Raw genomic sequence first — 22,277 nt, 5'->3', positions numbered from 1 at the left:
TTTTTTCTTCATCATTATTCTGTACGATTACACAAGGTTTCTAAAATCTCTTCCTCCACCTGCAACATCTCTTTCTCTACCTGACTCCACTCCCCAAACAGTAACTCTTGAAGAACATCTGCTGCTGAAGTTAGATTTTCTTTTGAATCATATACACAACTTCTATCTCGTTGGTAAATTTGAATTCTTTCAAAGATAGCTAGTTCTTCCAATTGTCGTGAATTATCAACTAGATGATTTACAATGAAATCATGATGTTCTTTTGGAGTTGCGCGTGCTTGATTTGGATTGATAGCGTACAGTTCTTCATATCGGATAAGAGTGCTCAGATAGGACAGCTTAGGTTTTGTCGCAATTAAGGCTAATTGTACTTCATGTCCCTTATTTTTCAAGAGTTGTGCTGTTTTCTTTGGAACATCAACTGTTCGTAGAGTTCCCTCGATCAAAAGATTGTATCCCAAATGACTCAATTCTGTTACTAAAGACTCTACCATTTTACCTGCAAAATCTTTGGTGTATTCTACACTATCTTTGCCATATTCTTGCTGCAGTTCTAAATAGTGTGGATGCTGAGAACGAAAACTATCGCCATCTATGATAACAATATTTCCTTGAAATTCTTTCTGTTTAATACGATGAATTGTAGTTTTACCAGCACCACTTTGCCCTCCAAGCAAAATCGCTATAGGCTGCTTACTGGACTTTTTTCCTCTTGTCAGTGAGCGAACGTTCCGCGCTAAAGCATGTTTGAATGCACTATCGGTATAATCTTGGATTTCCATTAAGCTACCATCCGTTTTTCAGATATCTCTAACATACGTTCAATTCCATCCAAATAGCCGCTATATCTCTCTATTTCATCAAAAGTTTCTACTAAATAGATATTCGTATGAATCAAGTTAGATAGATCATCACTCATTAAAATCCAAGGATTAGATTCATCATCAATGTTAATTCCCTGACTATCTTGATAGCGATAGAGTCGAGATAATAGATTAGCACCTCTTTCTTTCAGAATTTCAATTTTTAAAGTCAGTTCATAATCTTCAACAGGATTGAGCATTTTGTCTTCTCCTACGATATCGACATAAGATACATTAAACTTCTGACAAATGATATCTATTAGATCCGTAGAGACTGAACTAGTTCCATTTTCATAACGACTCAAGCTATTTCGAGAAATTCCTATAATTCGTGCAAATTCGGGTTGTGTTAAGTCATGTGTTTTACGTAAGGATTTTATGTTCTTTCCAATCATAGCAAACTCCTTTATTTTTATAATTCAATTATAGCATAAAAAAGCATAACGCACCAATTTTGGTGCGTTATTGACTATTTTTCCTAAACCTCTCTAAATTCTTCTCCAATTGTTCCTTATAAAGTTGATTCTTAGCTTCCTTTAATGTGTCGTCCAAAGTTTCTTCTCTATAAGTTGCTTCTGTTTTTAGTTGTTCTGATCCTTGATCTGTAGTGAAAATGATATCTAGCAGTCGGTCTATTTTTTCAAGATCTTGGACAGACATATCAGATAGTCTATGAATCAGCTTTTTAAATACATCACTATTGTCGTGATTTTTCTTAAAAAATGTTGTAAACATCTATAACCTCTCAAAAAAAGCAGCCTATCAGGACTGCTTAGTGTAATTCCGAAATCGCATCATAAATGGACTGAAATTTCTTATTGTCTTTATTCTTTGTGTCAATCAACGTATGTAGCTCTTCAATTTTCTTTTGACTGCTTTGAATATCGCTATTGTTATCCGCAATAAGTCTTTTAAGATGTTGCTGATAACTTGTAGTGATATCTGTGTCTTTTCCTGTTCTAACCTCTGTAACTTTGGGTTTAGAACTAGAATTTGATTCCGTCACAGGTGCTTGTTTTCGCTTTTGAAAAGCTGCTTCATAATTTACATCATTACCTCCTTGATGATTTCCAAATAAGGCTGCAATTTTATCTGAATCCCCTTGATTTTCTGATTTACTTTCTAATGGTTGATTAAAATTCCAATCTTTTGTCATTCACTCATTTCATCCTTTCTAAATTCAGAATCATCAAATTGTCTTTCTTTACCAAAGGCATGGTCAAGAGCTTCTTCAAAACTCATGTGACTAATGCTTTGACGCCTTTTGAACGTCGCAAACATCGCTGTCTCCAGTTGCTCTCTGTAAGTAGCTAGTTTTTCTGTCTCTCTTGCTACCTTGCTTTCTTGCCTAGTGACCTTTTCTTCTAAGCGTTCGATTATGGTCATATACGATCCTCCTTCATTCTAATATTAACTAAAACATCTTGATTTTGTTATCACAATTCTAAACATTGAAAGGTTTGTCCTACTGGTTGATTCCCCAATGTCTCTTTTTCAGTCTCAAGCATAAATTGTAAATCTGATTTCTTTTCTCTAAGGACATCATTCCAGTCTACTTTTTCTTTCCCAGATTCATTATCAGGCAAATCCAGTAAAATAGGAAATCCTGATTGAGATAACTTATCAGAAAAATCTTTACCTGCATCATCACAATCTACCGCAAGTGTCAATAAATCAGGATGATTATCAAAATAGCTGGTGGTATCACGAATTGTATTGATCAAAGGCAATAACTTTGAAGGTATTACTGTATCTAAAAATTCCAACTTCTGATTTTCTTCAGCTATCAGTCGTAAAGTTTGATAAGCAACAACAGATCTTTTTAATCCCTCCATAGATACCAAACGAACGTCAGATAGACTTTGTTGATGAAGTTCGTAATAGCTCATCAAGTCGATGAATGATTCACAAAAGACCAGTCTATTTGGTTTACCAATGTCAAAGGATATTCCAACATGTCCATGGCTTCCTTTTAGAATCGTTTTTAACCTCTCTCTTGGAAGAGAATTATTCTTATAAATCCCTTGTAAGCTTGCTGCCTGCAGCTTGTGACGATGATCAAAGCTTTTAAAAACAATAACAGGTTCAACTGATTCATTTGTTTTCCAACTGGCTTGTGCCATCAAACCTTGTTGAATCATCTTTTGTACGATTTCTTCTGAGATTCCTCTATATTCTGTTAAATAATATCTGGCCAGACTACAGTTAGAATCTTCTACTCTCTTTAAAGGATAATAAAATGGTCTCTCTCTTTTTTCTTGAGCAGCTTCTTTTTGAAAAGGTTCTTCAGAAAGAAAAGCTAGAGCTTCTTTAAAAGATATTTCCTTAACAAGTCGAACAAAATCAATGACATCACCTTGAATATCTCTTGAAAACCATTTAAAAGTATTGGTAGTTGAAAAAATCCGAAATGAATCGTGTTCAGTATGCTCATAGACACTGCTCGAAACTTGTTTAAAGGAGATACCTAAACGACTTGCTACATCAAGAATTGAAATTTGCTTACATTCTTCTATTTCCATGCAATATCATCATTTTGTTGTAGTATTTGGCAGTGATGGAACAGATGAGGATTCTTCTAAAGTTTTAGGAGTTGCCTTATCTAAATCATCTAACCCAGATTTCCAAACCTGTACTTGATTGACCAATAACTTACCAGGTAGTTTAGAATAGGATAACTTAACTGTTCTTGTTTCTGTCTGATTAGTCTTTGATTGGTTGGCATTCTTTAAATCAGATACATAGGTTACATTATAAGAGACCATGGCAATAGCTTGATTCGTAGTCTGATTGACAAAGATATCAGCTTTTTCAAAATGATAATCCAAAATATAGTCCTTATACACTTGGTTCATGGCATCGTTTTGACTTGTCAATTCTTGAGAATAAGCCGATTCAGTCATATAAGGTTGAATGCGTGTATTATTTTCCCCTAGTTTTTCTTTCGTATAGTACTGTGTCAAAAATTCTTTTACAGTATCTGATGACAAAATACTTGCTTTATCTTCTGCTTGTTTATCCTCTACAAGTTTAGCTGCAGCCAATTCAATCTCTTTACGACTTTGTTTAGCAGTAGAATGTTGACCAGCAGTATATCCCATCATGAGAATAAAGCTAGTTGCAGCCACTGCTCCGACACTAATTAAGGCTTTAGTTTTGACTTTATTTAACATCTTAGACCTTCTTTCTATAAAAACTAGGTCAAGAATAACAAAAAGGACTTGTAAGTTTTATCACACCATAATAAAAGGTGATTCCTACATTTCAGAAGCAAAATCGTACAGTTCAGAGAAAAATATCAAAACTATCTGTCTTCAGCTTATAATGTAACTATGAAAAATTTAAAAGAAGAAAATTTGAGAAGGGCTCTTTCTCATATTGAACGACATAAACAAGCCATAAATACAAGTAATAACAGTGAGGATAATGATTTTCATAAATTACTGCTCCAATTTAGCTATGAAGTATATGAAAGAATCAAGGCTAATAAAAAACCTTATCCGAATTTAGATTCAGATAAAGTTTTTTAACCATCTAACAAGTTTACATACTTTCCTTAGTTTTGGAGTTTATGAAACGCCAACTGAATCCTAGAACCAACATCAGATTGATGAAAAGGTACACAGCCGTACAACTAGTTAAACCATGTTGTCTGATATCATCAAAGTATAAAGTCGGTTCAGTAAAGAACAAATAAATTCCATAGACCTCCACGAAAATAAGAAAACTGATAAAACCAATAAGGAAAAGTCCACTGGCAATAAGAAAGAGTCTCCATAAAAGAATGAGAATTCCTCCTACTGCTAAAAAAATTACTGGGATAAGGAGTAAATCATTCATGACTTTCTCCTTTCTAGTCAATCAATTGACGATAATGGGTGGCAAGAGAGGAATCAAACTCTTCTAATTTTTGAACTAAGTCCAAATACTCCTCTTTCTCATGTTCTTCAAAGTCCACACCTCGATGATTCTGAAGAGCGATTTCCAATTGACTAGTAAGTTCTCGTATAGAAAAGCTATAATCGCCTGTCACTTCCTCATAATGTTCCTTTAACTCCTTGTAGGCTTGGTATTCTTCAGGTGTTTGAAATCCCTGTACCAAAGCCTCTTCTAATTGATAATAGGTATCTTCCATCATAATCGTTACCTCGTTTCTTTCTATCTTTATTTTACCGCGCTTTTCTTTTCTTGTCCGCTATTTGTATCTATTTTTTAATCCAATTCAAAAGAAAGTTGTTCCTGCTTTTCGTTTCCTTTTTCGTGGAATTGTCTTAAGGCCTGATCAATAATATCTAAATCCGTTTCTGTTTCAATCAATGGCGCGAGTACATCGTATTCGGCCTTTTTAGTTTGATAATCCTCTTCCTTTGGAAAATTTTTCTCAATTTCAACTTTAGCAGTAGCCCATTTATCCTTTAATTCATCCAATAAGTTGTGAGTTTTCACTTGGTCCTCTTTAATGTGATCAATCGTATGTTGGATCCTTTGAATTGTCCCCAAAGGAGAATACAAATCTAAACTGACAGAATACTGATTTTCTCCTACAATCTTAACAGAGAAGGTTTCAGGAAGAGGTTGATTTGTTGGAAGACTAAGCATTTTAATGTCAAATCCTCGATAGCTTGCTAGGGTAGGGAATTCTTTGCTGTCAGCTTGATTATGACGGATAAGACGGTGTAGGGATTCACCTGCTTCAGCTCGTTGCTCAAAAGCTTGCTTACCTACTGTCATAGAAAATGCCTGGTCTTTCGACATTTCAGACTGTTGAATGTCGCCTTCATACTTGCTTAATCGTTTCTCAAGAATAGGTATATTTTCTTCACAGTAAGAGATTGTATGACGATAGTGATCCTTGCTGCGTTGAAAGGCGCGTCTTTGATTTTCTAATAGAGTTAGATCATTCTCTAGTTCCATCTTATATTTGAGATAAGGATTACCTGTTGCTAGTGCCTTAAAATCAGAAGCTGTCATGGTCTGCTCATCAATGTCTTCTGCAGCACGAATCGGCTCCTTAGAAGTCATAATCTGTTTAATATAACGGAGTTTGTTCTCCTGAGTTGCCCATAGATAATTATCAAATGAACCTTTGGTAATGTAGTGGTAAATATCCACTTCCTTGTTTTCATTTCCCTGTCGGATAATACGTCCATTGCGTTGCTGAATGTCACTTGGTCTCCACGGTACATCCAGGTGATGAACTGCTTTCATCTTGCTCTGAACATTTAAACCTGTTCCTCCTTTTTCAGTTGATGCAAGTAAGATACGCACTTCTCCTGCATTAACCTTTCGAGACAAACTATTCTTCTTTTCATCACTATTGGCATCATGTACAAAGGCAATTTCCTTACTAGGGATTCCTCTATCAACTAATAAAGCCTTCATTTCAGAATAAACATCAAAGCCATTGTCCTTTTTCTTAGGTGTTCCAATATCTGAAAAAATCATCTGAGTAGCCTTATTTCCCATTCCCTCACGATAAATTCTTTCAACATTATCCACTACCTGAAGCAGTTTATGATTGTCTGCTAGACTATAGCTAGAGTCCAATAAACGCATATCAATAGCTAATTTTCGTGCCTCACCCGTAATTTTTAACATGTTATCCTGTCTTGGATCAACTGTTCCACATTTAACTGCATCTGACCTCATAACTAATTCTTCTAAATAGAGTTTCTGGTTTTCAGTTAACTCACTCTCAATAGGGATAATATGAGCTTCTGGAACAGGTAAATCCAACATATCTTGTGTTTGAATGTCGGCTGTTTCTTTATAAATTTTCATCAACTCAGGTAGATTGACAAACTTTTTAAATCGTTTCTTAGGTTGGTACTTATCCCCTGTAGGAGCTAATTCCATAGAGTTTTGAATTTCTCCAAAAGCACCTACCCAAGAGTCAAAATAATCAACTTGATAGCGTTTTAAGATATCCGGTTGAATGTAGTTCATCATAGTGTACAACTCACTAATAGAATTGGAAACAGGTGTTCCTGTCGCAAAGACAATATTTTTAAAATCATGTTCTTCAAAATCATGTTCTTCCTGAATCTGTCGAACCTTCATTTCCATATCCACGTTCTTCTTAGACGTTGTATTGGCAATCCCTGCTACATTTCCAAGGCCAGTAATCGGACGAATATTTTTAAAGTGATGTGCTTCATCCACAAAAAGAAAATCAATCCCTAGGTTCTCAAAATCAATAAAACTATCACGATTAAAGCGTTGCAGTTCTTCCAATTGTTTCTCTAGACCACTTATTGATTGTTCTGCTTCTTTAACGGTATACTTATTTTCAGAATGCGTTTTAATCTCTCGTAGTTCATTGAGTTTATCCTCAATATAGTTCATCTGTCTTTCCTTACTGACAGGGATTTTTTCAAATTGAGAATCCCCAATGACAATGGCATCGTAATCTCCTGTAATAATACGTGACACAAATTGTTTTCTTCTCGCCTTCACAAAATCTTTCTTAGTGGTCACAAAGACCTTTTTAGTAGGGAAAAATTTCATGATTTCTTGGCCAAATTGAGCAGACAAACTAGAGGGCACCACATACAAGGGCTTATGAACCATCCCCAACTCCTTTAATTTAAACCCAGCACCAAGCATGGTCAAGGTCTTTCCTGAACCTACCTCATGAGCTAACAAGGCTCTTTTTTCTTCTACGATTCTTTGAATGGCATTCTCTTGGTGAGGACGAAGACTGATGTTTTGTGCCAAGCCATCAATGACTAGATGGCTACCGTCATACTCTCGACTAACCGTTCGATTATAAAGACGATTATAACTTTCCTCAATGACTTGTTGGACTTCTGGATACCGTGAGACAAATTCTTGAAAGAGCTCTTGTAAATGCTGCTCTTTTGCTCTTAAAACAGAGGTTTTTTCCAAATCTGTGATGGTCTTTTTCTTTTCTCCTTCCGTAACAGTCATGGTAATCGTCGGTTGGTTCGAATTAAGTAAATTCTCAAAAATCTTTCTTCCTGTATCATAACGTGACCCACTGACTCCTAGACTACTATCTTTGGCACTTGGATAGCGATAAGCAAATGATGTCCTTAAATGAACCTGGCCATCGACAGGATTCACTTCAATGACTTGTTCAACATCAGGCGAAGACAATTCAAATTCACGATTGATAAAACATTCAAAGGAAAATTTACCATAAACGGATTGAGGAATCCAACGTGACCCTATTTTAAACTCAATATCTGCCAGATGAATCCTTGGAGGGCGAACAGATTCTAACAAATCTAAAGCATGGTTCCAATCATATTCTTGGTTGTTTTCCTCCACTAATAGTTGAACTACTTCTATCTTGTTGAGAATGTCTCCTGATAAAAACTGGTTCTTAGAAAGATATTTTCTTTCTCCTCTTAAATAACTTTCTGGATCCATTAAAATCTGGTCTCCTAACTCATCTAAAATAGTAGCTTGGCTATGTTCGGGATAAATTGATACCATATAGTCTAAATCAACCCCTCTACCATCCGATAAACTAGAGTTTAAAGCATCAAGAGCCGTTGAAACTCTTGCAATCACTCTCTCCGGCCTAACCAATGCTTTCTCAAAAGCTAAAGATTTTTTATATTTTACTTTCTGGTCTTTAGAATCAATATACTCATCTTCTAAACTTGCTAGTAAAGAATACTTATCGTCACTATCAAATAAGTTCCGATTGACTGAGGCATTCAAGTATCCAAATTGACCTACAAAGCGGTCATAGTCATGATTGAGTTTACTAAGTAATACCTGAAAATCTGTCCGACTATAATCTGGATGACGTTGAATTTCAATTAAGGATTGATAGGTCTCTCTCAAATCAACCATTCCCTTAATGCGACTAATGTCCTTATCCGATAAGGGACTTTCATAAAAAACAGTTTTTTTGAACAATCCCTTATATTTTCCTCTTTTACTTGCTTCTTCTGACTTGTATACATCTAGTGCATCCTCATCTGTCAAATGAAGTTGCACAAATCGATCTATTTTATGTTCAGACAAAGAACCGTCCCAGGCTCTAAAATCACCCTTCTCGTCTACATAATAACTAATTTCGTCTACTTTTGAACTTTTCCGAATGCCATGCGTATCTCGATAATAAATTTGATTTCCCTCATATCCGAAAGAATAGAGCACTAAGTCCTCACGTATACGACTTGGGATAGAATTATCCACTTCTTCTTGGATAAAAACAGGTGCTTTCAAAGAATTGTCAATTGGTTTAGGTTCTTCCACATTTTCTAACGCTTCCATAATGTCAGTAGCTAATGTTTCTGATCCCCCCTTAACATTGAGGGTTCCTCCATTAAAATTACGTACCTCATATTCACCCAAAACTTGCGTATTGTATTTCCCATCAAAATAAGGATTGATCCAGACACGCTTATCCTCCTCAAAGGGAATAGAGCCACTAAAGACAAGTTCCTCCTCATTAAGATTCTTTGCTTGATCCTTTTGAAAGAAGAGGAGATCTGTGGTCACTCGGGTACCTGCAATCTTTTTAAAAGCCGCATCTGGCAACCGAACTCCCCCTAAAAAATGAGTGTTGGATTTAATCTCTTGTAAGACATTATCTGTCCGCTTATCCATTGTGCCAATAGAAGAGATAATCGAAACTTGTCCTCCGTCTCTTACTAAATCAAGTGAGTGTTTGACAAAGTAATCATGAATCATGTAAGGTTTATCATAGTTTTTATCGGCAATGCGAAAATTTCCAAAAGGAACATTCGTTAAGACTAAATCAAAACTATTATTTTGATATGGAACTTCCTCAAATCCTCGCACTTCAATATGGGTATTGGGGTGGAGTTGTTTTGCGATTGCGCCTGTCACACTGTCTAATTCAACCCCATAGAGTTCTGATTTCTCTCGTATACTTCTAGGCATCGCCGCAAAGAAGTTCCCAGTCCCCATAGAAGGATCTAATATCCTCCCTCCCTCAAAACCATCATCCAGTAATTTTTGCCAAATCTGGCGAATAATCATTGGGTCTGTATAATAGGCCGTGAGAGAACTTTGTTTCATAGTGGAGTATTCTGATTTACTTACTAAGCTCTTAAGAGTTAAACGTTCTGTTTCATACTTTGCATTTAGTTCATCGAAAAATTCATTGGCAAGACCGCCCCAGCCTACATACTTGGCGAGTAGCTCTTGTTCTTCTGGATTCGCTTGTCGTCCCTCTTTTTCTAATCTTTTAACAAGTTCAATTGTGGCGATATTCGTTTCAATTTTTTCTCGATTTGTCTTAGGGTAAAAGTCCTCTAAATCATCTGGAAAAACAAAATCTTGAACAGGGACATCCGTCTCTTCTATGCCTACAATAAGCCTTTCTATTTCCTTATCCTTTTCATTATCTTTTTCCAGATAGGAAAACAAATCTATTTCCTGGCTTTCACTTGGTGATTCAATCTCAATATCTGAATCTTCTTTTTCAAGTTCTACATGAGACAATACTTGTTCAATCTCTTCCAAACTGTTCAAGTATAAGATAGGATTCTCTTCAAATAACTGGTTGTAATCATTGAATAGCTCTAGGCGAACTAAGTCATTTAACTGTGCATTTTCAATCGAAACCAACTGAAATACTTGTCCTTTATAACTTACTTGTGAACCGATTGGATATTTCCTCAAAGCTTCTTCTACAATTTTATCTACTTTAGATAGGGAATGAACTTCCACATTTTCTTCTACCTGCTCAATATTATCTAAAGGTAAGACCACTTCCGCTACTTGCTTAGACTTTTCGATTTTAGCTTTTACATCATCAAAGTGAGTAATAATCTTCAGCTTTTGTGTCAGTGGGAGTTGTTGGTAGTTTTCTTCATGATGGACAAGATCCGTAACGGTATCTAAAGTAGCCATTAATTCAGAACCCAAATAGGCTAGAACATCTCCCTCTTTTTCTTCAAAATGAATCTCAAGAACTTCTTTTTTAAGCTCTTTTGAGTCAAACATTAGAAGAAATTCCTCTATATCTCTACTAATACGGTCAGATAGATTATTCGCAACCCGATAGACATTGACTAAATTGACATCCTGATTCTGATGAAATACAAGCTCACTTAATGGTGTTAGCTTCTCTTTTTCAGATTGGATGTAAAATCGAGTGGAAAGGTTATAGGTTGCGACTTCTAGCACCAAGTATTTCTCCCAACTACTTAATTGAGATAATTTATCTAGACCCGCTTGTCCAAAACTTCTTGTGTAACTTTCTAAATCTTGGTCATTATTTTCAGAACTGGCCTCTAGGAAAGAAACAATATCTTGATGAAAAGAATAGACATGAGGTATCTCTTCTATTTTGCCCTCTTCAGTCAAAAAACTCTCTACCAAATCCTGCCATTTCTCATCAAAATGTTGAGCTTGATAACGAAGAAATAGGTCCATTTTCTCACTATCTTTTGGAATTGTTCCACGAAACATAGCCAATAATTGCATTACTTCCATACTCGCTCCTTTCATCTATACGAAAATAGGAGAATCACATGATTCCCCTACAACTCTATCTCCATTTCAACCTCTTGATGACTGGTTTCTAAATCACTAGACAAAAGAGAAACGGCATCTGTTCTCATGTAGTAAGTATATAAGTCTTCTAAGTCTTGTTGGTTTTCAATCCCTGTTTCAATACTAATCAGAGCCTGTATAAATTCCTTGTAGTGACTCTCCATCATATTTGAAATCTTTTGTTTCATTTCCATAAATACTGATGACGGTTCAGTTAGACTTGTTTTGTTTATGTCTTGTAAATCCTTTTCTAAGGGATTGGTTCCTTCTTCTACTTCTAATAAATCTGAACGTCCATCACCATCAGAATCTGCGCTAAGAGGATTGGTTCCTAGCGCCAATTCTTGAGCATCAGTTAATCCATCTTGATCCGAATCACGTTGATAAATGGCTTCCATATACTTCCTTCTTTCCTAGATAATCTTTTTTCACTCCAATCCTACCAAATATTCCTTGAAAGAAGTATCACAACAAAAAAGAGAACGAGCCAAAACTGCGTTCTCCTTAAAATGATAAAAATATATATTATGCCACAAAAGATATGTAAACTAATCTTTTAAATAATAAAAAAGTTCCGACGTTTGTAAATGTTTTGAGTAAATTGAAATTACTTTTTGACCTTTTGGAAATACTGTCTTTCTCTTCAAATCTAATAAAGATTGAGGAACAATTTTCTTTGATGTATCTTTCAATGTTAATGCTAGTATCTGTTTTCTTGTACGTAGAGCATAGTCAAACTCCAAATACAAATAACGTCCTGAACCAGTTAGATGAACATGTTTTCCCAATAATTCCTCAATGGATCCTAAAACTTGTAACTTTTGCATCGTGGTTCCATCTTTTTTTATTTTCAACTCATCAATTATGACATGTCTATTTAAACAATCGTCAAAGAAACTGCCTGCACCTTTTCGGTAATCAACACCACATAGGTGCATGAAATTAGTAGGTGAAAAATGAAGTTCAACACTTTCTATTTCCGTTTCATAATACATGATTTTGCCAACGAAGTGCTCTTTAAAAAAAGAAGCCGCAATTTGTAACTGATTAAAAAAACGCTGAAGTTTTATTTTTTCGGTGTAATTTGGATTACAATAATCTCTAGAATTTACCATATCTTCCTCACAAAAAAGGTGGTTTACAGAATCTGTAAGCCACCTAGTCAGTCGGTTTATTCTGGTGTCTGCCACCGCTTGGCCCTTACGTCCAAGATTGCTATCGGATTTCGTTCTGGTGTCCGCCACCGCTTGGCCCTTATGTCCAAGATTACTATCAGATTGACCATGAGCCGACCACTCATCTACACTATCTATTTTACCTGAAAATAGCTAAAATTTCAAGTGTAAACTCTTCTATTTCGTAGTATAGGCAAAACTAATGGCACTATCTGCTTGAGAGATTTTTCTAAAGGTATAGTTAGGGTTTCCACCATAGTTGGTTTCAGAAACTAGAAAAGAACCATCATCATAGACCTTCTCTACAAAAGCCACATGACCATAGTCTGCTGGTGTCCCATGTGTACCTCCTACAAAAGAAACAATGGCACCTGCTCTTGGTGTAGAGCCAGTTTCCCCTCCAAGACTTGAAGCTGTCGCAACCCAGTCCTGACCATTTCCCATGGTATTAATGATTGAAATCTTCTCTCCATTACTTCCTTTTAATTTTAAGCCTAACTGGTTCATACGAGCCGCAACACCCCATGTACATTGTCCATAGGCATAGGCCATACCATCTCCACCACCAGGAACAGAATGATCATACAAGTCCCCACGAACCCCTTCAAGGGATTGTGGATCACTCTTTGCTTGTCCTCCATTTGTTTGGCTGAAGCCTTTTTCAATTTGGTAATACCATTCCGTTGCCCTAGTTTGTCTTTCCAGTAGTTTGTCACCAGAATTTCCCTCCCAATAGGTAAGGAAGAGTTGGGCGAGATTGGCTGCACTGCCCGTATTTCCAAAGAAATCCTTTAACCAACTTTGATAGTAAGGACTGTCCCCGTGAAGCATAAAATCAAGTTGGAGGTCTAAATCATACCACTTCTTATTTTGGATGCGTGCATAATTCAATAAAGCTGTATGACGTGTTGAACCATCTGCAGTATCTGTCCATTGCCCTAAACCTAAACCTCTGTGAAGAATATTAGGATAAGCACCACTATAAATGGCTGGACCTCCAATTGCTAACCAGCTTTCATCATCCCATGAGGAATCGGTAGCGCCAACTGGAGGAGATAAATAATCTCCCTCAGCTCGTTTTGGATTGATAGAAGATTCTACCGACCAATTTCCTAAAATAGCCGCAATGGCTTGAGGACTTGCCCCTTGAGATTTCAAAAACTCATAAATATGTTTTGCACGTTCAAACTCATCCCCACCAAACTGACCAATGGCAGGTAAGATAGTGGTCTGAAGTTGAATGACTTTTGGAAAATAAAATTGCGGATTGACATACACCAATTTTTCTTTCTTGTTTTTATACTTTTGATAGGAAACTTTCAAACCTGTATCGTCTGGTGTTTCACCAATAATATCACCCGTTAGGACTCTTGTCCCCTCAATCGCACGGCCATTATGAATAGAATACAAGGTCAATCGACTCTCATTCTCTCCTTTTCCGTTAGTGAGAATAACATCATCTCCGTCTAGAGATACAACACCATCCATTGGTGCGACAATTGTTTGGTGAGCCTTCGCTTCTAGTAGAATATACTCCTGAAGAGTAGGTTTTCCGTCTAAATCATAGTATCCATAACGATAAGTCATGGTTAGACTATCTTCGTTGCTTTTCCCTTCAAATGGATTGTCCAATTCCTGCATGGAAGTATAGACACCCTCTTCTTTTAGTTCCTTCATTTCCTCTTGATCGTTTTTCGAGAGTTTATACTTAGGAGTTTCATAAAGGTCTTGCATGGATTTCAAATCTTCCCCATCGTTTAAATCATGCCACAAAGTAGATAGATAATCCTTGTAAGTTTCTGAACTAAATAAATGAACTGGTTTGTGTAACTCATAGTCATGGAATTTAAAGTTCATATACCCCATCACATCATCAACTTTTGTGTAATAGGTAATTCCTTTTTCATTTGTACGAGTTTGTTCTGCGTCTTCCCAAGTTAGGTGGGTATAAGCTTTTGTTAATTCAAATTCATCTTGTTGAATCAAACTAGCAGATGAAAATCCTAAAAAGAAGCTCATTATAAGTAAAAGAAGAAAGACTATTCCTCCAACTATCCAGGTTACAGGATTTCCAGCCACAAATGTAAAGAAGGAAAAGGCTGCTTTTAGTTTTTGATAGATGTTTCGAACACTTGTAGGACCTTGTTTCTTTAATTTTCGAAACCGATTTTTAAAGGAGCTTGGTTTATCTTTCGCTAGTTTCCATCCTTTTCCATCCTTAAAATGATGGTATCGCTCTTTTGTGTTGGTCAGTCTTTTCTTGGTAAAACGACCTGTTGCTTGTCCTGTTTTGACACTAGCTTTTCCAAGATTATAAGAAAGCCGACTGTAGCGTTTTCCTTTTCTAATTGTCTCTTGAAGTATGCGATAGCCTTCTAAATCTTCATTTTCTGAAGCTAACTCTCCACCTTCACGTCCAAGGACATAAAGAAAAGTTTTGGCTTTCCTACTGACTTTTTTGGACTTATAGGCTTGTTTAGTAGATTTTAGATTCTCTTTTGCGGCCTTGACTTCTTTCTTAGCTTTTAATTCTTCTAAACTCTTCCCTTGAAAGAAAAAATTAGATTTTTGTTTCGATTCCTGACCGTAGAGAAATTTTTGATTGGTTTTTCTTTCTTTACGACTCTCTTTTCTTTCTTCTTTTGCTTCTACCTTGGCTTCTCTAAATTGCTTCTTAGCTATTTTCAATCGTTTCCTAGCATGAGGCAACCGTCTGTCTCTTAATTCTTTCCGATTCAAAAGAGATGGAGGACTATTTTGAAGAATATGATTGTAGTCTTCATTTGCTTGTTTTACTCTCTCCTTTGAAGCTTCTCTCATCTCCTCTAGCTTTTCTTTTATCTCTTTTTTCCATGGTTTTTCATCCAGTACAGCGGAATCTTTTTTCTGTTTCTTCACCTCCTTCTTTCCTTGTTTCAAGAATTTCTTCTCATCTTTTAGACTTCTTCTAAATGCCTTTCGTGCACGTATGATTTCTCTTTTATCCTTCATTTACCTTCCCCTTAATTAGAAGCCATTTTATCAGGATCCGTACTCATGATATCAAACAATTGAGTACCTTGAGGAATCTTATTTTTAAAGGGAACGACAACGGAACCAGCTTTTATTAGTCCTGCCCCTTTTTCTGGATTGACTAGGTGTTTTTCAAGTTCTTTTGACAATCCTAAGAGTTGAACCAGTTCTTCTCGGTCATTTTTTGCTTGCTTGAGGAGAATCATAAATTCACTATTTGCAATAATCCGTCTACCATTTGGATCTAACAATAAAGTTTCGACATTTTGGGTTATCCCAGTCGGACTGGCTCCATATTTTCTGACACGACTCCACAATTTAAAGAAGAAATCACTGGCATATTTATCTAATAAGAGAAGTTGCATTTCATCAAAATAAATCCAGGTCTTCTTCCCTAATTTTTGGTTCCGAACGACACGGTTCCATATCTGATCAAAAACAACCATAAGAGCAATTTGTTTCAGCTCATCTCCTAACTTTTTAACATTATAGATTAAGAAATTAGATCCTGTCTGAATATTGGTCTTATGAGAAAAAATATCAAGAGAACCTTCGACATACAGTTCCATATCAAGTGCCAAATTCTGCGCTTCTTCTTCTGGTTGTTGGCTCAAGACAAAGACCCATTCTTCCAAAGAAGGCTCTTTAAATGACTGATAGGTGAGTCTGGTGACTCTGTCGATAATCGATTTTTCTCTTCCGTCCATTTTTCTATCCAATAACTTACCGATAAAGGATAAAAGAAATTCTGATTTTACCTTAACAGGATCCTCATCCATATTTTCCTCAGACAAGTCAAGTACATTGAGATAAGTCTGGGAGTCGGGCGCAATATCAATCATTTCTCCACCAAAAGCTCGTCCAATGACACTGTATTCTGCTTCTGGATCCACGATGATAATTTCAGTATTTTCACCAGATTCCTTGATTTTGGTCGTGATAATTTCATGCTTGGTTGCCATCCCTTTCCCAGCTCCTGATGTTCCTAAAATCAGACCAGACGGTGTATTTAATAGGCTTCGATCAATGGTAATAATATTGCTTGAGATTTGATTGATACCATAATATTTCCCACTACGGTCTTGTAAGTCTACTGAAGTCCAAGGAGAGTTCACTGCTACATTAGATGTTAATAAACTCCGTGATACTCCCTCTAAAAAATCACAACCAAATGGCAGCAAACTATTAAAGGCTGCTTCTTGCATATATGGTAGTTTATCAATCATTAGGTCATTTGAGCCGGCCACTTGTTGAATCGTATCTAGTGCTTGTTTGAGTTCTTCTTCATCCTGACCAAAGACCCCAATCAAGAAGACAGTTTGAAATAGTTTATCTCCTGTCTCGGTCATGGTTTTTAAGAGTTCTTCAGCTTCATCGATATTGCTTTCTAAAACATGGCCTACTTTTTCCAAATAGATACCTGTACGAGCTAGTTTTTGTTGTTCCCCAATCTTTTGGGATTCCATCAAGGTCTTCTTTGTTCGTAGTTTCTTCATAGCATCCGCCTTGGTCGAACTTTGAGCATGGAGGCTCACAATCAATTCCAAATCTCCTTGCATGAGGTCTCTGATAAACTGATCTCCTAACTCCATACCATAGTCTCTGACATAGACAATCTGCAACAAGCGGTCATTGATTTGTAGGTAATTCTTGTTTTTAAAATCCAAGAGATTAGGTGCTATAAAGTGACGAGTTGTCTGACCAGATCTCGTTAAATCACGGTAAGAAAAAGGAAGATGGTGTTCTCCTCTAAGCATATCGGCCAACAAGTTGACACGCTCTTCTCCAGCCAAGGATTCAAATCGTGCATCAATTTCTGAGAAACCACTCTTGAAATATTCTCCTATTTGGGACAAGGAACGATAGGCTTGTTTGGGATTAGAATCCTTTCTACCAAAGCTAATCAGTTTCACAGCTGAAAAATTATTTTCACCACTGTCTAAATTCTGATTCATCATCCGATTCAATTCTTTACGATAGCTATCATACCCATCTTCTTTTTCCTCATACAAAACACTTTGTCTGAATTTTTCTAGATTCAATCTTTTATTAAAGATAGTCAATTGGAAGTTGGTTTGATCGTCTAGGGAGTTAATCAAATCAGAATACTTCTCAATGATTGCGCCCTTATCTTCTAAACCAACGGTCTGGTAATTGACATCACCAAGTAAGTAGCTTTGTGAGAAATAATCTTCTTTCACCTGCATCAGACCATTTTGATACAGGGCTTGATAGGAAAGAGTATTAGACGTAGAGGGTAACACTTCCTCTTTTTTTCCTTTAACTACTTCTTTCTGATTAGTCATTGAAGTTTTTTGTTTCTTTAATGTATTTGATTTTCTTTTCATGTTCAGGTCCTTTCTTTCCTGTAATTGTGCGTAGGGGAACCGTTAGTTCAAAATGAAGACGGTATTTCAAATAATGTTCAAAATATAAATCATTGGGTTTATAGACTCCAAAAAGCATGAGGGGGATGGTAAAAGCAAACACAAAACCGTAAACAAACCAATCTCCAAATTGCCAGAAAAAGAGATTCAAACCCAAAACAATAATTGTGACAATAAAAGCTGGTAAAACAAAGATGATTTGTCTTGTGGTGAAACCTAACCAAGCCCTGTGTTGGTATTTTGAGATGTCTTTAAAGACACGTGTATTCATGACTTTCCTTTCTAAAAAGGCTAAGAAGCAATCACTTCCTAGCCTTTATCTAATTACATACCTAAGATTGAGCGAGCCGTACGTTGAGAACCAACGAGGGCAATAATCAGTAAGATAGCTTGTACCAAACTACCAAACATAATCGCAAGTGATTGCAAGACTCCTGCACCATTTGAAACAGCTATTTTCCCAGCAGATTCAAATAAAGGAACAAGAGAAACAATCAGAAAAATAAGAACCCCTTGTACCGCATAAACCATAATATTTTTTAAATAGCCAATACCAATAGACTTCCATTCATCGCTTAAAAATGTTGGAATCGTAAGAGGGGCAAATGGAATCATAAGGTAGAGTTGAATAAATCGAATAGATACCAAAAGATTGACCATAGCTGCACTTACTATCCGAACAAGCCAAATGAGGAGGGCGAAAAAGCCTACAATCATACGGCCAATAAATCCTGAACCTTTTAATCCAGAGATTGTATCATACTTTGCGCCACCGTGAGCCACAATCGAAGCCACTTGTTCAATGGCGTGACTTGCAATCCCGATGATGGCTTCTACAATAACGGTAGTATTGGTAATTACAACTGCGACCATGATATAACTAATCAACATCGGTGCTAATGCTTCAAAGGTCATCGCTCCTCCTGAGTTAGCAATTTTCTTTGCCATCTTCGAAAATTCTAAGATGAGAACAACTGATAAAATCGCAACTCCAAGGGGCTGCATGACACTTTTAGTAATACTAGACATATAAGTCCAAACGGTTGGATTGTAGCTAGATAGGGATTTAATCAGATCTACCGTAGATTGTAAATCCACATTAAATCCTTCAAATAAATTTTCAGCTGATATTTTTTCAGATGCAAGGTAAACAAAGGGTGAGACTAAACTAAGATTCATGTCATTGTTTATCCTCCTAAATTGAAATCTGAGTTACAAAGGCTCCAGCAGCCCCGACCATAACTCCACCGACAATTTCAAGAATGGCATTCCGAACACCTGGTCCACCATCTTTAATATTGGTTGCTAGGTTGACAATCCCTACAACAACGAGAAAGGCACCAACCGCAATCAATCCCTTCTGTAACAAAGACATAGCTTGTGCAAACATAGCACTTGCGTCTACTCCATAAACAAAACCTTTAAAATGCGTAATCATCTATTTCCTCTTTTCTATTTTTATTTTAAACTAGATTCAAAAGTTAAATCACGAATTCTAAGGCCTTCAAGATGATTTTCTTGTCTTTGATTCAAAGGATTGATTTGATAGTTCCACCACCGTTCATCGGTTTCTTGATTGGCTAGGTACTTCCAGTTTGGATGCTTGGTTGAATTGTATTTTTTGCTTTTAAAGACAGGCATATTGGCAATTCGGACCAAGCATTCATGCCGTTTCATATTTCCGACTTCATCAGGTGTCATTAAATCACGAGCAATCTTTTGATGAGAAAGGGATCCTGAACCTGTCTGGCCAAAGGAACGACTAGTATTTCGAACATCAATGGTTTGTTTACCGAGTAAACCACTCATAAATTTAAAGGTATCTTCATCATTACCACCTAAGTAGACTAAGCTATCACAGTTCCCAAGAATGGTTTTCCAAGCTTCTTTTTCTTTATAGAGCCCTTGAAGTTGGGCAATATTTTGTAGAATAGGAACGAGACTCATATTTCGAGAACGGACTGTTGAGGTTTGTTCAGCAAAATCTGGAATTTCTCCGATATTTGGGAACTCATCTAAGTAAAATCTCACATGAAGAGGCAACTGACCCTTAAAATCAATATCTGCTTGTCTTGTCAGGGTTTGAAATACGGTTGTAAAAAAGAGGGCTGAAAGAAAGCGAAAGGTACTATCGTTATCTGGGATAACTAAGTAAACCATTGATTTTTCCTTGCCCCATGTCTTCATATCAAGGGTATCTCTTTTGGTCAAATCCATGACACTTTGAATATTGAAGAGGGCAAATTTAGCAGTGGTTACAGCTATAACAGAATCCAGGGTCTTATCCTTATAATTTTGAAAATCTGCCCAATTTCGCATGGTAAAATTTTCAGTCCCATACTTTTTAGCATAATTTTCAAATAAAATTTCTAAGACACTTTTTTCTTGGTTTTCACCATTGGATAAGTGTTTAATGAGTTTTGAGATTTCAGCAAAACTTGGATAACGCCCTCGTTTTTTTCGCTCTTCCACTTCTTTTTTTTGACGTTTCAACAAGTTTTGGTATTCTTTTTGACTTAAACGACTTTCTTCTATGAGCTGTTCTCTTGTTTTGGGTGGATTATAGAAATCGACCAAGTAGGAGGCTAAAGCTCGTACCAAAGTCATAGAAGCTTCATCCCAAAATGGATCACTACGGGATCCAGAGCCTTTGGTATTATTAAAATAAACCGTCAGCATGCGATTCAAATCATTTTCTGCCTCTATATAGCGAAAAGGATTGAAACCATCTGAGTTCTTCATATTGACTAAATCTAACACCTTTACTTGGTAACCATTTTCTAAAAAGAGTTTACCTGTTTTCTCGGCCAAATGATCTTTAGGATCCACTACAATATTAGAACTATTCATCTGAATCAGATTGGGTTTCACAAAGCGAAATGTCTTCCCACTTCCTGAACCTCCGATCACCGCAATATTCTTATTTCTATCATATTGGGGTGGTTTTTTATCTAACAATGTCAAACGAACATCTTGTGCTAAGATCGTATCATGAGAAAATTCCTTACCGTAAAAGAGCTTCTTTTCTTTTAGAGTGCCAAAACGGGCACTTCCGTATTCTACTCCTTCTCGGTATTGTTTTTTACCAGTCTCTATATAGAGATAAATCAGCAACATAATAACAAAACCTAGTAGAAAAAAAGCACTTGATTTTCCAGTAAAAGAAAGATTCCATGGCGACTGAAGAACTTCATCTTGACCTTCCATCAGGAGACGACTCCATTTATCTAGGGCATCTCCAGTATAAGAATCATACAAAAGCGTCAAACGATGAAAAAGATAACCTAGTAAGATACCTAACAGTGAGAATAGTAGGAATTTCTTTCCACTGTACATCATCTCACCATCTCTTTCTGTTTGACGGCCCCTTCTTGTCTAAAGGTTATTTGGGATTTAGCTTCATCAATTGCATCGTCTAAAGACTTATCAATGGTAAAATCAGCTAATTTCTCCGGATCATTAACCATTTTTTCTAACAGATGGTCTAAATGATTGTCTAGAATCGAACGGTCTTTCGTGTAGAAATGCAGAGAATCCCCTTGCCAAGCGATGGCTAAAGGAATCTCTTCTTTTTCTAAAAAAGCTTTAAATTTCTCTATATCAATTGGTTTGTCCAAAAAATCTTTTTTCAGATTAATCGTATCAATCGCATAGGGAGATTGTAGCAATTCTTCTAATTTCTGCACCCCTATCTTATAGGCGGAATCCTGTGCTAAAGCCTGACGTCTAGACCATTCTAGAATCTTTAAAAGACTTTTTACAGTAAATAAAAGACTACGCTCAGCATATTGAACTGCCATTCGTTCCTGTTGTTCAGAGGACATCTGAGGCCTCCTTCTTAACAAATAGCAGCTTTCCTTCTTTATAACGATAAGCTATCAATTTCTGACGTTGCTTAATCGACTTGACAACCTGCAGTAGATCTCTCGAATAAGGTTCTCTAAGAGTGACTTCTACTGCTTTCCCATCAAAGATACCAACACGTTTAAATTCAATGTAGTCTTTTTTGAGATGTCCTAAGCCCATACCAAAAGGAAAGTGATGAATCAATTGGATGGTACAACCACCTTTATTTCCCATTTGTTTCAAATCATACAAGTTTACTACCTTCATGATTAACTCCTTTATCTAGTTTGTCGCATCGTTTAAGTCTGGAAACGATAAACTCCGTGTCTGTTAGAAAATTCTCACACACGTCTTGTGCCAGTTGCCCTTCACAGGGAAATACTCTCAGTCCCTACTTACACAGGCACGCTAATCAAGACGGAGTGGATTCAATTTTCAAAGAACAGGTAGCTTTATTATAGATAAGAGTAGTTGAAATTTTTATCACA

Annotated in this window: 22 protein-coding genes; 2 read left to right on the top strand and 20 right to left on the bottom strand. The window is 36.5% G+C overall.

The features are described 5' to 3' along the window. Positions 1-14 precede the first annotated feature (14 nt). From pezT to CO686_RS03295, 7 genes are all read right to left on the bottom strand, one after another. On the bottom strand, positions 15-782 hold the full coding sequence (gene pezT / locus CO686_RS03325) for a type II toxin-antitoxin system toxin PezT (protein ID WP_096753501.1): 768 nt from the start codon (positions 780-782) through the stop codon (positions 15-17). Then, the gene (gene pezA, locus CO686_RS03320) at positions 782-1,258 is read right to left on the bottom strand and encodes a type II toxin-antitoxin system antitoxin PezA (RefSeq protein WP_096753500.1); all 477 of its coding nucleotides are present in this window, start codon (positions 1,256-1,258) and stop codon (positions 782-784) included. Before pezA ends, pezT begins: the two co-directional genes overlap by 1 nt. A 67-nt stretch (positions 1,259-1,325) precedes the next feature. After that, positions 1,326-1,598, bottom strand: coding sequence for a hypothetical protein (locus tag CO686_RS03315; RefSeq protein WP_096753499.1), 273 nt, complete (start codon positions 1,596-1,598; stop codon positions 1,326-1,328). Between the two features lie 37 nt (positions 1,599-1,635). Then, positions 1,636-2,019 (bottom strand): DUF5945 family protein, encoded by a 384-nt coding sequence (locus CO686_RS03310; protein ID WP_096753498.1) that lies wholly within the window; start codon positions 2,017-2,019, stop codon positions 1,636-1,638. Next, positions 2,016-2,249 (bottom strand): DUF5965 family protein, encoded by a 234-nt coding sequence (locus CO686_RS03305; RefSeq protein ID WP_096753497.1) that lies wholly within the window; start codon positions 2,247-2,249, stop codon positions 2,016-2,018. The genes CO686_RS03310 and CO686_RS03305 overlap by 4 nt, the downstream gene beginning before the upstream one ends. A gap of 50 nt (positions 2,250-2,299) precedes the next feature. Further along, positions 2,300-3,385 carry a thioredoxin domain-containing protein gene (locus tag CO686_RS03300; RefSeq protein ID WP_096753496.1) on the bottom strand — a complete coding sequence of 362 codons (1,086 nt, stop codon included), beginning with the start codon at positions 3,383-3,385 and terminating at the stop codon, positions 2,300-2,302. Between the two features lie 9 nt (positions 3,386-3,394). Then, entirely contained in the window at positions 3,395-4,036 is a 642-nt protein-coding gene (locus CO686_RS03295; RefSeq protein WP_000933084.1) for a hypothetical protein, read from the bottom strand. A gap of 159 nt (positions 4,037-4,195) precedes the next feature. Here CO686_RS03295 and CO686_RS03290 point away from each other — a divergent pair, with 159 nt between their 5' ends. Next, entirely contained in the window at positions 4,196-4,393 is a 198-nt protein-coding gene (locus tag CO686_RS03290; protein ID WP_001842085.1) for a hypothetical protein, read from the top strand. Positions 4,394-4,406: 13 nt separating this feature from the next. Here the strand turns inward: CO686_RS03290 and CO686_RS03285 are convergent, their stop codons facing one another. The 5 genes from CO686_RS03285 to CO686_RS03265 form a co-directional block, all read right to left on the bottom strand. Continuing rightward, positions 4,407-4,703 carry a DUF5966 family protein gene (locus tag CO686_RS03285; protein ID WP_096753495.1) on the bottom strand — a complete coding sequence of 99 codons (297 nt, stop codon included), beginning with the start codon at positions 4,701-4,703 and terminating at the stop codon, positions 4,407-4,409. A 13-nt stretch (positions 4,704-4,716) separates the two neighbouring features. Then, entirely contained in the window at positions 4,717-5,001 is a 285-nt protein-coding gene (locus CO686_RS03280; RefSeq protein WP_000969635.1) for a DUF5962 family protein, read from the bottom strand. A gap of 74 nt (positions 5,002-5,075) precedes the next feature. After that, positions 5,076-11,309: a helicase-like domain-containing protein gene (locus CO686_RS03275; RefSeq protein WP_172844170.1), complete on the bottom strand. Its 6,234-nt coding sequence runs from the start codon at positions 11,307-11,309 to the stop codon at positions 5,076-5,078. Between the two features lie 47 nt (positions 11,310-11,356). After that, positions 11,357-11,767 carry a thrombospondin type 3 repeat-containing protein gene (locus tag CO686_RS03270; protein ID WP_096753493.1) on the bottom strand — a complete coding sequence of 137 codons (411 nt, stop codon included), beginning with the start codon at positions 11,765-11,767 and terminating at the stop codon, positions 11,357-11,359. A 150-nt stretch (positions 11,768-11,917) separates the two neighbouring features. Continuing rightward, a complete protein-coding gene (locus tag CO686_RS03265) occupies positions 11,918-12,484 on the bottom strand; it encodes a PBECR4 domain-containing protein (protein ID WP_096753802.1) in 567 nt (188 codons plus the stop codon). Between the two features lie 18 nt (positions 12,485-12,502). On the opposite strand from CO686_RS03265, the gene CO686_RS10335 reads away from it, so the two are divergent. Beyond that, on the top strand, positions 12,503-12,691 hold the full coding sequence (locus tag CO686_RS10335; RefSeq protein ID WP_172844169.1) for a hypothetical protein: 189 nt from the start codon (positions 12,503-12,505) through the stop codon (positions 12,689-12,691). 30 nt (positions 12,692-12,721) lie between these two features. Here CO686_RS10335 and CO686_RS03255 read toward each other — a convergent pair whose 3' ends face one another. Genes CO686_RS03255 through CO686_RS03220 form a run of 8 tightly spaced genes read right to left on the bottom strand, consistent with a single transcriptional unit; the run spans position 12,722 to position 22,056 of the window. Next, positions 12,722-15,535: a phage tail tip lysozyme gene (locus CO686_RS03255; protein ID WP_096753492.1), complete on the bottom strand. Its 2,814-nt coding sequence runs from the start codon at positions 15,533-15,535 to the stop codon at positions 12,722-12,724. Between the two features lie 11 nt (positions 15,536-15,546). Further along, entirely contained in the window at positions 15,547-17,904 is a 2,358-nt protein-coding gene (locus tag CO686_RS03250) for a VirB4-like conjugal transfer ATPase, CD1110 family (RefSeq protein WP_172844168.1), read from the bottom strand. After that, complete coding sequence (locus CO686_RS03245; RefSeq protein WP_001097589.1) at positions 17,855-18,214, bottom strand: PrgI family protein; 360 nt, start codon at positions 18,212-18,214, stop codon at positions 17,855-17,857. The genes CO686_RS03250 and CO686_RS03245 overlap by 50 nt, the downstream gene beginning before the upstream one ends. A gap of 53 nt (positions 18,215-18,267) precedes the next feature. Next, entirely contained in the window at positions 18,268-19,122 is an 855-nt protein-coding gene (locus CO686_RS03240; RefSeq protein WP_001054257.1) for a VirB6/TrbL-like conjugal transfer protein, CD1112 family, read from the bottom strand. Positions 19,123-19,138: 16 nt separating this feature from the next. Further along, positions 19,139-19,381 carry a hypothetical protein gene (locus CO686_RS03235; protein ID WP_000627865.1) on the bottom strand — a complete coding sequence of 81 codons (243 nt, stop codon included), beginning with the start codon at positions 19,379-19,381 and terminating at the stop codon, positions 19,139-19,141. 20 nt (positions 19,382-19,401) lie between these two features. Further along, positions 19,402-21,279, bottom strand: coding sequence for a VirD4-like conjugal transfer protein, CD1115 family (locus tag CO686_RS03230; protein WP_096753801.1), 1,878 nt, complete (start codon positions 21,277-21,279; stop codon positions 19,402-19,404). Next, the gene (locus tag CO686_RS03225) at positions 21,279-21,767 is read right to left on the bottom strand and encodes a hypothetical protein (RefSeq protein WP_096753490.1); all 489 of its coding nucleotides are present in this window, start codon (positions 21,765-21,767) and stop codon (positions 21,279-21,281) included. Before CO686_RS03225 ends, CO686_RS03230 begins: the two co-directional genes overlap by 1 nt. Beyond that, positions 21,757-22,056 carry a hypothetical protein gene (locus CO686_RS03220; RefSeq protein ID WP_000869753.1) on the bottom strand — a complete coding sequence of 100 codons (300 nt, stop codon included), beginning with the start codon at positions 22,054-22,056 and terminating at the stop codon, positions 21,757-21,759. Before CO686_RS03220 ends, CO686_RS03225 begins: the two co-directional genes overlap by 11 nt. Positions 22,057-22,277 lie beyond the last annotated feature (221 nt).

This window comes from Streptococcus oralis (genome assembly GCF_002386345.1).
GTDB lineage: Bacteria > Bacillota > Bacilli > Lactobacillales > Streptococcaceae > Streptococcus > Streptococcus oralis_S.
The sequence above is the reverse complement of the archived record's forward strand: the minus strand, read 5'-3'. Positions and strand labels throughout refer to the sequence as shown.